The sequence below is a fragment of the Kitasatospora sp. NPDC004614 genome (assembly GCF_042873675.1).
Classification (GTDB): Bacteria; Actinomycetota; Actinomycetes; order Streptomycetales; family Streptomycetaceae; genus Kitasatospora.
Window position 1 is genome coordinate 211938 of record NZ_JBIALR010000002.1, and the last position, 15462, is coordinate 227399.

Here is a 15462-nt window from a genome sequence, read left to right on the forward strand (position 1 = left end):
CAATCCACGTCAGAGAGGGGGGACTGGCGCCCGGGGGTGAAGCGCCTAGTGATCCACCTTCTCATCACCGGAGACCCGATCGCTGTCATCCCGGTCGGACGAGGGCTCCGCGTCGGTCGGCTTCCCACCAGCGTCGGCCTGCGCGTCGGTCGGCTTCCCGTCGGCGTCGGCCTGCGTGTCGGTCGGCTTCGCGTCGGCGTCGGCCTGCGTGTCGGTCGGCTTCGCGTCGGCGTCGGCCTGCGCGTCGCCGTCGTCACCGCCCGCGGCGTCCGACAGCAGCCGCTCCGGGTCCTCGTCGATCTCGCCGGCCGCCTTGCGCTTCTTGCGCTGCAGGTAGAACCGCAGCCCGGCGAGGATCATCAGCGCGGTGCCGCTGGCGATCACGTACGTCACACCGCTGGCCACCGAGGTGACGTCGACGACGAACTCCACCGGTTCGCCGTAGCGCCGCGGGTTGGGGCCGGTGGTCCACAGCTCGGCGTTCACCTTGACCTGGCCGTTGACCTGCGCCTCGGCGGGGAAGCGGAAGGTGCGGCTGGTGGTGGCGTCCAGCACCACGGGCTGGTTGTCGCCCACGAGGAGGCGGTTCTGCTGGCTCGAGTAGAGCCGCAGCTCCAGGTTGCCGACCGCCTGGGTGAGGTCGTTCTTCACGCTGATCAGCAGCGTCGCGTTGTCGCCCGGCAGCGTCACGGTGCTTTTCTTCGGCACCCGGACCGCGGACTTCAGGTTGTCCAGGTAGCGCTGCACGCCGGCCCGGTAGTCGACGCCGGCCTTCTGCTGGTCGCGCCAGCTTGTGGACATCGACCGCACCATGGCCGCGCTGAACGGGCCGCGGACCCGCTCCGGCTGGGTGAGGATCATCATCAGCTGGTCCACGCCGTCCTGGATGCCCATGGTGGCGGTCAGCTCGGCGGAGGACAGCTCGGCGCCGGTCGCGTCGCCCGGGTAGTCGTTCGGGACGTCGGTGTTGACGCCCGGGTCCGCGGGCATCTCGGAGACCTTCTGCAGGGTGGCCGGGGTCACCCAGCCGCCGCTGCCGGACGCCGCCTGCATCGAGTCGCGCAGCGCCAGCGCGGTGCCGACGGTCAGCGAGCGGGACGGCAGCACCAGGACGCCGCGCGGGTGCTCCGGCTCCTGGTGGGCGATCGCCAGGGTCTCGGCCAGGAACCGCTGCTGGGCCGCGGTGCGGTCGTGCACGGTGCCCAGGTCGCCCTGGAACAGCGAGGCCAGCACGGCGTCGGAGACCACCGCGGTCTGCCCGTTGCCGATCGGACGCGCCGCGCCCGGCGTGTACGTCAGCTTGTCGGACTCCGGCATCGACGCGCCGTTGACCAGCACCAGCCGGCCGCCCGCCGCGTTCGCCACCGCCGCCGTGCGCTGGTCCAGCAGACCCCGGTACGGCCAGGCCACGTCCGACTGGGCGTTCACCTGGAGACGGCCCTCGGTGGTGACCTGCCCGGCCGTCATGGCCTTGCGCAGCGCGTTGTCCATGCCGTTCAGCTTGGCGCCGTTGTGCGCGATCGACGCCAGGTCCGGGTCGGCGTACGGCAGCGACACCACCTCGGAGCCCGACTTCGACACCGCCGCCTTCAGCTTCGCCAGCCAGGCCGTCGCCGCGTCGCGGCCGGTGCCCGGCACGGTGTTGTCGTCGCGCGCGGACTCGCCGGAGGTGCCGGGCTTCTGCACCCGGTACGTCTTGGTCATCGCGAGCACGGTGTCCAGCAGGTCCGGGTCGATCGCCCAGGTCAGGTTCGGCATGTTCGCGCCGATCTCGACCAGCTGGTTCAGCCGCCCGTCACCGGTCAGCTCGCCCACCAGGCTGTCGTCCCGGAGCACCGGCGTCTGGTCCTGGTCCGGCATGGTCTGCGCGACCAGCACCGGGGCGTGGGTCAGCGGCCACACCACCGCGACCGGCGAGGGCTTGGCGGTGGTCCGGCCCTGGACCGGCAGGTAGGTGCGGGCGATGCCCAGCGAGTGCGCCTTGTCGTCGCCGGTCCGGCCCCAGAGGTCCACCGCCAGCTCGTAGCTGCCGGTCTCCTTGGCGCCCAGCGCGGACACCGGCACCGGCAGGGAGAAGTCCTTGCTCTGCCCCGGGTCCAGGTCGCCGACGTCCTGCGCCGGGTTCTCCAGCGGGGTGCCGTCCTTGGCGCTCGGCGAGCCCCAGGAGCCCATCATGTCGATGTCGCTGCGGGTCGCCAGCATCGGCTTGCCCGGGTTCGGCACCCGGACCATGACCTTCGACGACTTCAGCTTCTCCGAACCGGAGTTGGTGACCTTGCCGGTGATCGTCACGGTGTCGTTCTCGTGCACGATCTGCGGCGCCCCGGTGCCGACCTGCACCGTGTCGATCTGCACCGCCGCCGGGTACTCGCCCGACGCCGTCACCAGGGTGCCCGGCCCGGCCGCCGCCGGGGCGGCCGCGAGGGCACCGACCAGCCCGCCTGCCAGCAGGGCGGCGGTGCTCCTGGCCAGCCGGCCCGTCCACCGTCCGCGGCGCCCGGCCCCTGCCGCGCCCCGCCCGGTCCGCTCGTCCACGCGCGTCCTCGCCGTTCCTGATCGTCTCGATCGACCCACGCACCGACGCGGCCCCGCCCGACCCCGGCGGTCTCCGACAAGGAGCGTTCACCCGGCATGGTAACGACGCTTTGCGGCACGCAGTGTTGCGGGCCGGAAGCTGGCCGGAGCGGCGGGGCGGAGGAAACAGGAGGGCGGCGGGGCAGGGCGGGCACGTACCCTTGTGAGCCGTGTCCACTGCCAATGCGTCCAGCACCAATCATTCCAGCTCCGCCGACCGGATCGCCCTGCCGGGCCTGACCGAGGCGCAGACCCTCGGCCTGCAGGAACTGCTTCGGGTCTCCCCGGTCGCCGACGAGATCGCCCGCCGCTTCGAGGAGGCCGGCCACCGGCTCTCGCTGGTCGGCGGCTCGGTCCGGGACGCCCTGCTCGGCCGGCTCGGCAACGACCTCGACTTCACCACCGACGCCCGCCCGCAGCAGATCCTCAAGCTGGTCAAGGGCTGGGCCGACGCGGTCTGGGACGTCGGCATCGCGTTCGGCACCGTCGGCGCGCGCAAGGACACCGCGGAGGGCTCGTTCCTGATCGAGATCACCACCTACCGCAGCGAGGCCTACGACCGCAGCTCCCGCAAGCCCGAGGTCAGCTACGGCGACTCGATCGAGCAGGACCTGGTCCGCCGCGACTTCACCGTCAACGCGATGGCCGTCGACCTGCCCGGCCGCGGCTTCGTCGACCCGCACCACGGACTGGACGACCTGGAGGCCCGGGTGCTCCGCACCCCCGCCACCCCCGAGGAGTCCTTCTCCGACGACCCGCTGCGGATGATGCGGGCCGCCCGCTTCGCCGCCCAGCTCGACTTCGAACCGGCGCCCGAGGTGGTCGCCGCGATGACCGCGATGGCCGAGCGGATCACCATCGTCTCCGCCGAACGCGTCCAGGCCGAGCTCAACAAGCTGCTGCTCGCCGAACACCCGGTCAAGGGCCTGCGCCTGCTGGTCGACACCGGCCTCGCCGAGTTCGTGCTGCCCGAGCTCCCGGCGCTGCGCCTGGAGAGCGACGAGCACCACCGCCACAAGGACGTCTACGAACACTCGCTGACCGTCCTCGAGCAGGCCATCGCACTGGAGACCGACGGCCCCGACCTGGTGCTGCGCCTCGCCGCGCTGCTGCACGACATCGGCAAGCCGCGCACTCGCCGCTTCGAGTCCGACGGCGGGGTCTCCTTCCACCACCACGAGGTGGTCGGCGCGAAGATGACCCGCAAGCGGATGCGCGAGCTCAAGTACTCGAACGAGCTGATCGCCGAGGTGTCCCGGCTGGTCGAGCTGCACCTGCGCTTCCACGGCTACGGCGGCGGCGAGTGGACCGACTCCGCGGTGCGCCGCTACGTCACCGACGCCGGCCCGCTGCTGGAGCGACTGCACAAGCTGACCCGCTCCGACTGCACCACCCGCAACAAGCGCAAGGCCGCCGCGCTCGCCCGCACCTACGACTCGCTGGAGGAGCGGATCACCGCCCTCAAGGAGCAGGAGGAGCTGGACGCGATCCGGCCCGCGCTGGACGGCAACGAGATCATGCAACTGCTCGGCCTGCGCCCCGGCCCCGCGGTCGGCCGCGCCTACAAGCACCTGCTCGAACTGCGCCTGGAGCACGGCCCGATGGAGCACGAGGCGGCGGTCGCCGCGCTGCACGAGTGGTGGGCGGCGCAGCCGAAGGACTGACGCCCCGTCAGCGCTTGCTGGCGGCGGGCTTGGGCGGCGCGGCGTTCAGCGGGCTGAGGCACAGCCGGTACTTGGTCGTCTTCTTCTTCGACCGGTACTGGCTGTCGTAGGCCGTCGATCCCGGGTACTCCTGGGCGCAGCTGTAGGTGCTGATCATGCCGGTGTGGCGCCCTACGACCTTCCAGTTGGCGTCCGACGCGGTGCAGGCCACCTCGTCGTGCTTGGCGGTCAGGCAGTCCCCGACGCTCGCGCCCTTGCTGCCCGCGCCGAACAGCGAGCCGAACCACCACAGGCCGCCGACGACCAGGGCGATCAGGCCCACGCCGATGCTCGCGCCGCGGATCCGGGCCTTCCGGGACGGCGGCTTGGCGGGCGGCGGCGCCTGCCCCCAGGCCGGCATCTGCCCCTCGCCGGTCGGCGGTTGCCCGTACGCGGGCTGCGGGCCCGGCGCGGGGGGCTGGCCGTACGCGGGGGGTTGGGCGTAGCCGGAGGGCTGGCCGTACGCGGGCTGCGGACCGGGCTCGGGCTGGCCGTACGCCGGCGGCTGGGCGTAGCCCGAGGGCTGGCCGTAGGACGGCGGCTGACCGTACGTGGGCGGCTGTCCGTATGCGGGAGGCTGGCCGTACCCGGGCGGTTGCTGGCCGGGCTGCTGACCGTACGGTCCGGGCTGGCCGTACGGGCCGGGTGGCGGTGGAGTGCTCATCTGTTCTTCCCCCTGGCGACGAGAGCGTGCCGTGCGCCCACGACCCTAGCGGCAGAGACCCCGTCAGGACCGGCGTGCGGCGCGGAAGTACAGCAGCGCGCCGAGCGCGTACAGCACCGCGAGGCCCAGCACCACCGGCACCGAGCGGCCGTTCAGCGGCAGCACCAGGGCGGTCACCCCGGCCGCCGCGACGAACGAGACGTTGACCAGCACGTCGTAGATCGCGAACACCCGGCCGCGGTACTCGTCCTCCACCGACTCCTGCACCAGGGTGTCCGCGCAGATCTTGGTGCCCTGGGTGACCACGCCCAGCAGCAGCGCCGCGGCCATCGCCGGGACTTCGTCGAAGGTCAGTCCGAGCGCCGGGACGAACACCGCCGCGCTCGCCAGGCAGGTCGTCATCCATCCGACCAGGCCGAGTCGCCGGGTGCACCACGGGCTGATCAGCGCGGCCACGAAGAAGCCCACCGCGGAGAGGATCACCGCCCGGCCCAGGCTGGCCAGGCCGCCCTCGGTGTCCGCCGCGCTGTTGAAGGTGTACCGGGAGAGCATCAGCACGACCACGATCAGCACGCCGTAGCAGAACCGCGCCAGGGTGACCGCGCCCAGCGCCTGCACGGCCGGCCGGCAGTCCCGCACCAGGTGCCGCAGGCCCGCCAGCAGGTCGTGCCAGGAGGTGGACAACGCCTGGCGCAGGGACGGGAGTTCGTCGCTCACCTCGGGGCCCAGCGCGTCCGGGGCGATCCGCCGGGCGGCCAGCGCGGCCGACAGGTAGAGCAGCGCCGCCAGCGTCACCAGGACGGCGTCCGCGTGCCGGCCGGGCGGCATCACCTGGTGCACCAGGAAGCCGACGACGCCGCCGGAGGCCGCCGCCACCGTGCCCAGGGTGGGCGAGAGGGCGTTCGCGGTGACCAGCTCGGACGTGGCCACCACCCGCGGCAGTGAGGCGGACAGGCCCGCCAGGATGAACCGGTTGAGCGCCGTCACCAGCAGCGCCGCCGCGAAGAACATCCAGTCAGGGGCCCGCCCGAGCAGCAGCGCCGCCGTCACCAGCCCCAGACCGAAGCGGGCCAGATTGCCCATCAGCAGTACCTGCCGGCGCCGCCAGCGGTCCAGCAGAACCCCCGCGAACGGGCCGATCACCGAGAACGGCAGCAGCATCACCGCCAGCACCGCGGCGATGTCGGCGGGGGAGGACTGGTGCTCGGGGGAGAAGATCACGTACGCGGCCAGCGAGACCTGGAAGACGCCGTCCGACAGCTGCGAGAGCAGGCGCACCGTCAGCAGGCGCCGAAAACCGGTGCCGTGCAGCAGGCCGCGCAGGGTGGCCTCTCGCGGGATCTGTTCGACGATCACCCGCCAAGGGTGCCACGAGGCCGACGGTGTTTCACGTGAAACCTCCACCAACTTCGAGCGGCGCGCGCCCCCCGCACGCCTCCGCACCACCGCTGGCGCGCCATCGCCCGGATGTCGTAGGGCACTTACCGGGGAAGAACTCTCTCGGAACGACGGGAGGCTCCCATGCGAGACGAGTTCACAACCCTGTTGCTCAGCCAGGTCGGCCACCACGAAGGCCGCGACCCCGACGGGACCTGGAACAACCGCCAGCGCTACAGCGAGGAAACCCCCGGCCTCGAATGGTCCGACGGTCAGCCCTGGTGCGCGACCTTCGAAGCCTGGGCCGCCCACCGCACCGGCATGGACAACCTCTGGCCCATGACGGCCTCCTGCCTGACCGCCGTCGCCTGGTGGCGCGACCACAACCGCTGGACCCCCTACCCCGTCCTCGGCGGCCCCTTCTACCTCGGCCCCGACGGCGGCGACCACACCGGAGTCGTCTACGCCTACGACGCCGACACCATTTACACGGTGGAGGGAAATACGAACGACTCCGGGTCCACCGAGGGCGACGGGGTCTACCGGAAGGCCCGGGCGCGGCGCGGGCCCGGGTCGCCGTACGGGTACGGGGTGCCGGCCTATCCGGAGGGCACGGTGTCGGCGGATCCGGCGCTCGGGGGGACGCCTGCGGCGCGGACGTCCGGGCAGGCGGGTGGGGCGCCGCCGTGGCCGGGGCGGTACCTGAAGCTCCAGTCGCCGATGATGCACGGGGACGACGTGCTGACGTGGCAGCGGCGGCTGGCCTGGCGGACCTGGGCGATCACGGCGGACGGCTGGTACGGGCCCGCCTCGGCCCAGATCTGCCGGGCCTTCCAGCAGCGCCACGGACTGACGGTGGACGGCATCGTCGGGCCGGTCACCTGGCACGAGGCCTGGAACTGAAACACGCCGGAGGGCCGCCCCGCGAGATGCGGGACGGCCCTCCGGTCAAGCCTGACGAAACGTCAATGCTCAGAGCTCAGAGCTCAGAGCTCAGAGCTCAGAGCTCAGAGCTCATTGCTCAGCGCTCACCCTTCGCAGCGAGCAGGCTTCGCTAGCGCTCAGCGCTCGACCTCGCCGCGGATGAACTTCTCGACGTTCTCCTTGGCCTCGTCGTCGAAGTACTGAACCGGCGGGGACTTCATGAAGTAGGAGGACGCGGAGAGGATCGGGCCGCCGATGCCGCGGTCCTTGGCGATCTTCGCGGCGCGGACGGCGTCGATGATGACACCGGCCGAGTTCGGGGAGTCCCAGACCTCGAGCTTGTACTCGAGGTTCAGCGGGACGTCGCCGAACGCGCGGCCCTCGAGGCGGACGTACGCCCACTTGCGGTCGTCGAGCCACGCGACGTAGTCGGACGGGCCGATGTGGACGTTCTTGGCGCCCAGCTCACGGTCGCGGATCTGCGAGGTGACGGCCTGGGTCTTGGAGATCTTCTTGGACTCCAGGCGCTCGCGCTCGAGCATGTTCTTGAAGTCCATGTTGCCGCCGACGTTCAGCTGCATGGTGCGCTCGAGGATGACACCGCGGTCCTCGAACAGCTTCGCCATCACGCGGTGCGTGATGGTCGCGCCGACCTGGGACTTGATGTCGTCGCCGACGATCGGGACACCGGCCTCGGTGAACTTGTCGGCCCACTCCTTGGTGCCGGCGATGAACACCGGGAGGGCGTTCACGAAGGCGACCTTGGCGTCGATGGCGCACTGGGCGTAGAACTTGGCGGCGTTCTCGGAGCCCACCGGCAGGTAGCAGACGAGGACGTCGACCTGGCGGTCCTTGAGGATCTGGACGACGTCGACCGGGGCCTCGTCGGACTCCTCGATGGTCTCCCGGTAGTACTTGCCCAGGCCGTCGAGGGTGTGGCCGCGCTGGACGGTGACGCCGGTCGGCGGCACGTCGCAGATCTTGATGGTGTTGTTCTCGCTGTTGCCGATGGCGTCGGCCAGGTCGAAGCCGACCTTCTTGGCGTCCACGTCGAAGGCGGCGACGAAGTCGACATCCTTCACGTGGTAGTCGCCGAACTGGACGTGCATCAGGCCGGGGACCTTACCGGCCGGGTCGGCGTCCTTGTAGTACTCGACACCCTGCACCAGCGAGGCGGCGCAGTTGCCCACGCCGACGATGGCTACGCGAACCGAACCCATTCCGGTTGCTCCCTGAATCTCATGAGGGTCGCCGTGGTGTGGCGGCACCTCGTTCCACATCTGTTCTGACTGTCTGACGGGCGCGCGGGGCGCCCACGCCTCGCCGCGAGCGGCGGCAAGGCCGGCGCGGTGCTGCTCAGCGCTCCGGTCAGGAGCGCCCCGGGCGGTCGTACGGTGGCCCGGGCGGGTCCGAGGACCCGGCGGCCGGACCATGGCCGTCCGAAGATTGCGGGGACGCGGAGTTGCGTCCGTTTCTGGTGGCGCGCTCGGTCTCGATCAGCTCGTTGAGCCAGCGGACCTCGCGCTCCACGGACTCCAGGCCGTGGCGCTGGAGTTCGAGGGTGTAGTCGTCGAACCGCTCGCGGGTGCGGGCGATCGAGCTGCGCATCCGCTCCAGCCGTTCCTCGAGCCGGCTGCGGCGGCCTTCCAGCACGCGCATCCGGACGGCCCGGTCGGTCTGGCCGAAGAAGGCGAAGCGCACGCCGAAGTGCTCGTCCTCCCAGGCGTCCGGTCCGGATTCGGCGAGCAGCTCCTCGAAGCGCTGCTTGCCCTCGGCGGAGAGCCGGTAGACGATCTTCGACCGCTTGCCGTTGAGCGCGGTGGCCGGGACGTACTCGACGTCCGGGTTGTCCTCGACCAGGAAGCCCTGGGCGACCAGGCTCTTCAGGCAGGGGTAGAGCGTTCCGTAGGAGAAGGCCCGGAACGAGCCCAGCAGGACGTTGAGCCGCTTGCGCAGTTCGTAGCCGTGCATCGGGGCGTCGTGGAGCAGGCCGAGGACGGCGAATTCGAGGACGCCGGAGCGTCGGCTCATACCGCCTTCCTCCTTCCGTAACGGGGTCCTGCTCTTCGGATGCCGGTCCGGCCCGCAAGGTATGCCGAACCGATGTGTCGCGCCGATGTATCGGCTCGATATATCGGCAACAGTAACCCTGGGTCACGGAAGGAGCAAGAGGGGCACGCGTAACCGCGATCACAAGGCCTTTGGGCAACGGGCATGTAATGAATCGAGGCCGGTTCGTCCTGGTTGGCTGCCAATGCCCGATTGGCGACCTGTCAGGGACCCGTACTCTGTCGCCTGGTGCACCCTGACCGAGAGGCTGCGGAGAGAATGAGCGAACACCGGCGCAGGTCGGCCAACCCCGGGGGCGAGGAGCCGCCCTCCAGGCGGGCGTCCGCCGGGCGTCCGTATGCCTACGGCAGCCCCGTCGAGGGCGCACCCGACTACGCGGGGGAGCAGGGCGGGCCGGCGTCCGGCCCCGGCCGCCCCGGTCCTGGGGCCGGCCCCGGTGGCCGCCGCCCGGCGCGCGAGACTGCCCAGCAGCCCCGGATGACCCGGGCGGAGATGCGCAAGCAGGGCCGCAAGGGCGGCGGTGACGGCGGATCGGAAGGCCCGCCGAACGGCCGGAACGCCGGCCGCAACGGCAAGCCGGGCAAGAAGCGGCTGATCGACTACCCGCGCTTCGGCAAGTCCGGCTTCAAGCGGTGGATGCCGTCCTGGAAGCAGGTGCTGAGCCTGTTCCTGATCTTCTTCGGTGGTGGCGTGGCCGCGATAGGCGTGGCGTACGCCGTGATCCCGGTGCCGAGCGCCAAGGACTCCATCAAGCTCCAGAACAACATCTACTACTGGGCCGACAACACCGAGATGGCCCGCAAGGGCGACACCAACAAGCAGTGGGTGGAACTCTCGGAGATCAGCCGCCCGGCCCAGGACGCGGTGATCGCGGCCGAGAACGAGACCTTCCGCACCGACAGCGGCATCGACCCCAAGGGCATCGCCCGCGCCGTCTACAAGATGGCGACCGGCGGCGAGACCCAGGGCGGTTCGACCATCACCCAGCAGTACGTGAAGAACGTCTACCTGTCCCAGGAGCAGACGCTCAGCCGCAAGGCAAAAGAATTCATCATCACGCTGAAGATCGCGGACGACAAGGACGGCATCCTCACCGGCTACCTGAACACCAGCTGGTACGGCCGCGGTGCGACCGGTATCCAGGCCGCTTCGCAGGCCTACTACGGCGTGGACGCCAACAAGGTGGACATCTGTCAGGGCGCGATGCTGGCCGGCCTGCTGAAGGGTGCGGCGCTGTACGACCCGACCCTGAACCAGGCCAACCACGACCGCATGCAGGAGCGCTGGAACTACGTCCTGGACCGGATGCAGGCGACCAAGGCCATCACGGCGGAGGACCGCGCCAAGTGCGGGCAGAAGTTCCCCGAGCCGATCGCGGTGAAGGCCCCGGCCAGTTTGAACGGCGAGGTCTCCTACCTGGTGGACACCGCCAACCAGTTCATCATGGCCAAGGACAAGACCATCACCGAGGCCAAGCTGGCCCGCGGCGGCTACCAGATCTACACCACCTTCGAGAAGGACAAGGTGGACGCCCTGAAGACGGCCGTGGACCAGGTCAAGGGCGAGATCCTGGACGAGAGCAAGCGTGAGGCGGACAAGTTCGTCCAGGTCGGCGCCGCCTCGGTGCGGCCCAACGACGGTGCGATCGTGGCGATCTACGGCGGCGACGGCATCGAGAAGGGCCACTACAGCAACAACGCGGACTCCAAGGTCCCGGTCGGCTCGACCTTCAAGCCGTTCGTGCTGGCCGCCGCGATGCAGTACGGCGTGCAGACCAAGAGCGGTACGACCCAGCTCAACCCGGACTCGCTGTACCTGGCGGACAACCTCTCGCCGATCTACCGGGACGGCAAGCCGCTGACCGGCGACGACGGCAAGCCATACAAGCAGCGCAACGACAGCCCGGGCAGCCCCGGCTACGTCTCGCTGAAGAAGGCCATGCAGTACTCGTACAACGTCCCGTTCGTGCAGCTCGGCCAGGACGTGGGCGGCAAGACCGTGGAGAAGATGGTCACCGAGCTGGGGATCCTGCCCGGCAGCCTGGAGCCGTCCTCGACCCTCACCTTCCCGCTGGGCACCTCGCACCCGAGCTCGATCCGGATGGCCTCGGCCTACTCGGTGTTCGCGGCCCGCGGTCAGCAGACCGACCCGTACTCGGTGTCGAAGGTGATGCACGGCACCGAGGAGCTGCCGAACTTCGGCAAGCCCCAGCCGAAGAAGGCGCTGGAGCAGGCGGTCGCCGACAACATCACCGACGTGCTGGAGAACGTGGCCAAGAACGGCACCGGTAAGAAGGGGACCGAGTCGATCGGACGGCCGGTGGCCGGCAAGACCGGTACCACCGACGCCGGTACCTCGGCCTGGTGGGCGGGGTACACCCCGGACCTGTCCACCGCGGTCGGCATGTGGCGCGAGGAGGCCGGCAACCCCAAGCTGCTGTCGCTGAACGGCACCGCCGGCCACGACTCCGTGCACGGTGGTGACTTCCCGACCGAGATCTTCGCCCGCTACATGAAGATCATCATGAAGGGCAAGCCGGTGCTGGACTTCCCGAACCCGGCGCCGTGGGGCCAGGAGGTCGACTCCTCGGGTGCCCCGATCAGCCCGTCCGCCCCGGCCTCGACCTCGGCCTCCGCTCCGGCGGAGCAGTCGACCGGGCCGACCGAGCCGAGCACGTCGAAGTCCCCGGAGGGGCCGCTCTCGCCGTCGCCGAGCAACAGCTCGACCTGCCAGGGCAACGGCAACAACTGCGGTCCTTCCCGCTCGCCGAAGCCGAGCAAGAGCCCGAGCGAGAGCGCCAGCGGCAGCCCGAGCGCGCCGCCCGGAGGCGGCGGCGGTGGAGGAGGAGCGGGCAACCTGTTGGGAATGATGGGCCAGTAGGTCAACCAAGAGGCCGGAAGCGGGATCCCGCTTCCGGCCTCTCCTTTCAGCCGGTACTGCCCCGAGTTGTTCGAGGAGACGAGTGATGCGCAGACGACCGCTGTTACTGGTCCTGGCCGGGGTGCTGGCGCTGGGTGTCGGCGTGCTGGTGGTGGATCCCCTGGTGCGTGAGCACCAACGGCGTTCGGCGGCGGCTGCCGAGGTGGTGGGGGCGGCGAAGGACTTCAGTGCCGCGGTGGCCGAGGCCGATGCCCGGCAGGCGGTCGGCATCCCCGATCTGGCGGAGCTGTCGGCCCGGATCCGGGCGCAGCGGCAGGGGCGCGGACAGGTCGGGGTGTTCACCTTCTGGCGGCACGGGGGACGAGCGGATCCTGACGTTCCAGGCCATGGCGGAGTACCAGGAGTGGCCGGATGTGATCGGTGTTTCGATGGAAAGCAGGTGCTACCGGCTGGCGTTGCGTCCCACGCCGCCCGCTCCGGCGGTGGAGCGACCGGGCTGTGAACCTCCGGCGGGGTGGACTCAGGAGCAGTAGCGGACGGTTCGTGCGGCAACACTCGCTCAGGCGTAGACCAGTGCGGCAGAATGCGCGCCATGACGTCCAGCCTGCGTGACGAGACCTCAGCGCCCGGACCGGCTCCGGCCGCGGGGCCGCTGCCGAACACCGTGGTGGTGCCCGCGGACGAGGACCCGGTGGCGGAGGCCGGCAGCGAGCTGCTGGGTGGTCCGCCCGGACGTCGGGCGCTGCTCGGGGTGTCCTGGTGGACGCCGGCGAGGTTCCTGGCGGTGGCCGTGATCGTGGTCTTCGTGCTGGGTCTGTTCCAGAAGGCGTCCTGCTTCCAGGACGGCTGGTTCTTCGGCGCCACCAGCCAGTACACGCACGCCTGTTACAGCGACATTCCGCACCTGTTCTCGGCCCGCGGTTTCGCGGACGGGTCCCGTCCGTACCTGGACCCGATCCCGCAGCCCTCGGCGGACATGCAGTACCTGGAGTACCCGGTGCTGACCGGTCTGTTCATGCAGATCGCGGCCTGGCTGACCACCCACAACGGCGACATGATGAGCCGCGAGCAGTGGTTCTGGCTGGTCAACGCCGGAATGCTGATGATCTGCGCGGTGATCGCCGTGGTCGCGGTCTCCCGCACCCACCGCCGTCGCCCGTGGGACGCGCTGCTGTTCGCCCTCGCGCCCTGCCTGGCGCTGGACTCCACCATCAACTGGGACCTGCTCGCGGTGGCGCTGGCCGCGGTGGCGATGGCGTACTGGGCGGGGGCCCGGCCGGTGCTGGCTGGTGTGTTCATCGGTCTGGCGACGGCCGCCAAGCTCTATCCGCTGCTGCTGCTCGGTCCGCTGCTGGTGCTGTGTCTGCGGACCGGAAAGTGGCGGGACTTCGGGTTGGTGTTCGGCGGCACGGCCGGCGCCTGGCTGGTCGTCAACGTGCCGATCATGCTGGCCAACTGGAAGGGCTGGCTGACCTTCTACAGCTTCAGCCAGGTCCGCACCGAGGACTACGGCTCGTTCTGGCTGATCCTGATGCAGGCCGTCCGCAACGGGCAGCACCTGGAGACCCTGAACACCTGGATCGCCGTCCTGCTGGTGCTCTGCTGCCTGGCGGTCGGCTGGCTGGCGATCAGCGCGCCGCGCCGCCCGCGCTTCGCCCAGCTGGCCTTCCTGGTGGTCGCCGCGTTCGTGCTGACCAACAAGGTGTACTCGCCGCAGTACGTGCTCTGGCTGATTCCGCTGGCGGTGCTGGCCCGGCCGCGCTGGCGGGACTTCCTGATCTGGCAGGCCTGCGAGGTGCTGTACTTCCTCGGCATCTGGTCGTACCTGGCCTACAACGGCGACAACAAGCACCACGGCATCGACCTGCAGTGGTACCACTTCGCGATCGCCCTGCACCTGATCGGCACCCTGTACATCTGCTACCTGGTGGTCCGCGACATCCTCTACCCGGACCGCGACCCGGTGCGCTGGGACGGGAGCGACGACCCGTCGGGCGGTGTGCTGGACGGCGCCCCGGACCGGTTCGTGCTCGGCAGTGCCCGCGGCCTGCGCGAGGAGGAGAGCTACTCCGACTACGCGCCGCAGCGCGAGGTCGACTGGCTGGTCGAGGCCGAGCCGGGCCCCAAGTAGCCCGTGAACAAGTAGCCCGTGAACGCAGGAAGCCCGTCCGCCGTGAAGGCAGGCGGGCTTCCGGCGTTCCGGCGGAGCCTCAGCGTTCGACCACCCGGTCGAAGTGGGTGGTGGTGTGCCGGACCGCCAGCGACAGTTCGTCGCCGACCGCCGGCGGCTTGAGCTCGCCGGGCAGGAACAGGATCGACACCTGCATGTGCGGCGGTTCGGCGAACCACAGCTGCTTGCCCTGCCAGCTGTACGGGGAGAGCGTCCGGTTCATGGTGGCCAGGCCGGCCCGGGCCAGGCCCTTGGCGCGGGGCAGTATCCCGTTCACGTACTTGGGCGCCTCCAGGCCGACGCCGTGCGCGGTGCCGCCGCTGACCACCAGCAGGTGGCCGTCGGACGGGGCCTTGTGCTGCCGGTAGCCGTAGCGCTCGCCGCGGCCGATCGGGGTGACGTCCAGGACGGTGGCCCGGGAGGACATCGCCTGTACGTCGCCGAGCCACAGCCGGGTGCCGATCCGGGAGCGGAACTCGGTGTCGGGGTGGCGCTCGGCCAGCCGCAGCACGTCCTTGGCGGCCAGGTGGCTCAGGTAGACGGTGCGGTCGGGGAGTCCGGCCGCACCGATCGCCCTGACCCAGCCGGCGACCTCGTCCACTGGGTCGGAGCCGTCCGGCCGGTCCAGCGGCAGGTGCAGTGCGAAGCCCTCCAGCTCCAGGTGGTCGACCGGCAGTTCGGCCAGGTCGCGGAGCGAGATGCCGTGCCGTCGCATGCTGGTCATGCACTCGACCACCACGCGGGTGCAGGCGGGCAGTGCGGCCAGCGCATCGGCGTGCGCGACCGTCCGCACCACCCGCTCGGCGGGCAGGTCCACCTCGGGCTCGCCGACCCGGTACGGGGTGAGCACCAGCAGGTCACCGGGGAAGGCGTCGGCCATCGCCGCCGCCTCGTCCGCGGTGCCGACGGCCAGCAGGGGGCTGCCCAGCCGGGCGGCCTCCTCGGCGAGCCGTCGGTTGCCGAAGCCGTAGCCGTTGCCCTTGGCGACCGGGACCAGCCCGGGGAACTCGGCCAGCAGCCCGCGCTGGTGCGCCCGCCAGCGGCCGCCGTCCACGTACATCGTCAAGGTCATCGCGTTTCCCTCGTAAAGGTCCGACGTT

The 15462-nt window shown here is 70.6% G+C and carries 11 protein-coding genes; 4 read left to right on the forward strand and 7 right to left on the reverse strand.

Features of this window, described 5'->3' with window-relative positions:
• Nucleotides 1–45 precede the first annotated feature (45 nt).
• Nucleotides 46–2535, reverse strand: a complete 2490-nt coding sequence (locus ACFYST_RS06420) for a DUF6049 family protein (protein WP_387860422.1) — start codon at nt 2533–2535, stop codon at nt 46–48.
• A gap of 260 nt (nt 2536–2795) precedes the next feature.
• On the opposite strand from ACFYST_RS06420, the gene ACFYST_RS06425 reads away from it, so the two are divergent.
• Nucleotides 2796–4238, forward strand: coding sequence for a CCA tRNA nucleotidyltransferase (locus ACFYST_RS06425; protein WP_387640713.1), 1443 nt, complete (start codon nt 2796–2798; stop codon nt 4236–4238).
• Nucleotides 4239–4245: 7 nt separating this feature from the next.
• Here ACFYST_RS06425 and ACFYST_RS06430 read toward each other — a convergent pair whose 3' ends face one another.
• Together ACFYST_RS06430 and ACFYST_RS06435 are read right to left on the reverse strand one after the other, a co-directional pair.
• Nucleotides 4246–4941 (reverse strand): hypothetical protein, encoded by a 696-nt coding sequence (locus tag ACFYST_RS06430; protein ID WP_387639789.1) that lies wholly within the window; start codon nt 4939–4941, stop codon nt 4246–4248.
• Between the two features lie 63 nt (nt 4942–5004).
• Nucleotides 5005–6297, reverse strand: a complete 1293-nt coding sequence (locus tag ACFYST_RS06435; protein ID WP_387639786.1) for an MFS transporter — start codon at nt 6295–6297, stop codon at nt 5005–5007.
• A gap of 165 nt (nt 6298–6462) precedes the next feature.
• Here ACFYST_RS06435 and ACFYST_RS06440 point away from each other — a divergent pair, with 165 nt between their 5' ends.
• The gene (locus tag ACFYST_RS06440) at nt 6463–7221 is read left to right on the forward strand and encodes a peptidoglycan-binding protein (protein ID WP_387860425.1); all 759 of its coding nucleotides are present in this window, start codon (nt 6463–6465) and stop codon (nt 7219–7221) included.
• Nucleotides 7222–7379: 158 nt separating this feature from the next.
• Here the strand turns inward: ACFYST_RS06440 and ACFYST_RS06445 are convergent, their stop codons facing one another.
• Nucleotides 7380–8462, reverse strand: a complete 1083-nt coding sequence (locus tag ACFYST_RS06445) for an inositol-3-phosphate synthase (RefSeq protein ID WP_043915344.1) — start codon at nt 8460–8462, stop codon at nt 7380–7382.
• Nucleotides 8463–8610: 148 nt separating this feature from the next.
• Nucleotides 8611–9273 carry a helix-turn-helix transcriptional regulator gene (locus ACFYST_RS06450; RefSeq protein WP_387639781.1) on the reverse strand — a complete coding sequence of 221 codons (663 nt, stop codon included), beginning with the start codon at nt 9271–9273 and terminating at the stop codon, nt 8611–8613.
• Between the two features lie 297 nt (nt 9274–9570).
• Between ACFYST_RS06450 and ACFYST_RS06455 the strand changes: the two genes are divergently transcribed.
• Nucleotides 9571–12192, forward strand: coding sequence for a transglycosylase domain-containing protein (locus tag ACFYST_RS06455; protein ID WP_387860428.1), 2622 nt, complete (start codon nt 9571–9573; stop codon nt 12190–12192).
• Nucleotides 12193–12295: 103 nt separating this feature from the next.
• Here ACFYST_RS06455 and ACFYST_RS06460 read toward each other — a convergent pair whose 3' ends face one another.
• Complete coding sequence (locus ACFYST_RS06460) at nt 12296–12547, reverse strand: hypothetical protein (protein ID WP_387860430.1); 252 nt, start codon at nt 12545–12547, stop codon at nt 12296–12298.
• 237 nt (nt 12548–12784) lie between these two features.
• On the opposite strand from ACFYST_RS06460, the gene ACFYST_RS06465 reads away from it, so the two are divergent.
• Nucleotides 12785–14323 carry a glycosyltransferase family 87 protein gene (locus ACFYST_RS06465; RefSeq protein WP_387860433.1) on the forward strand — a complete coding sequence of 513 codons (1539 nt, stop codon included), beginning with the start codon at nt 12785–12787 and terminating at the stop codon, nt 14321–14323.
• 79 nt (nt 14324–14402) lie between these two features.
• Here the strand turns inward: ACFYST_RS06465 and ACFYST_RS06470 are convergent, their stop codons facing one another.
• Nucleotides 14403–15434 (reverse strand): alanine racemase, encoded by a 1032-nt coding sequence (locus ACFYST_RS06470; RefSeq protein WP_387860436.1) that lies wholly within the window; start codon nt 15432–15434, stop codon nt 14403–14405.
• Nucleotides 15435–15462 lie beyond the last annotated feature (28 nt).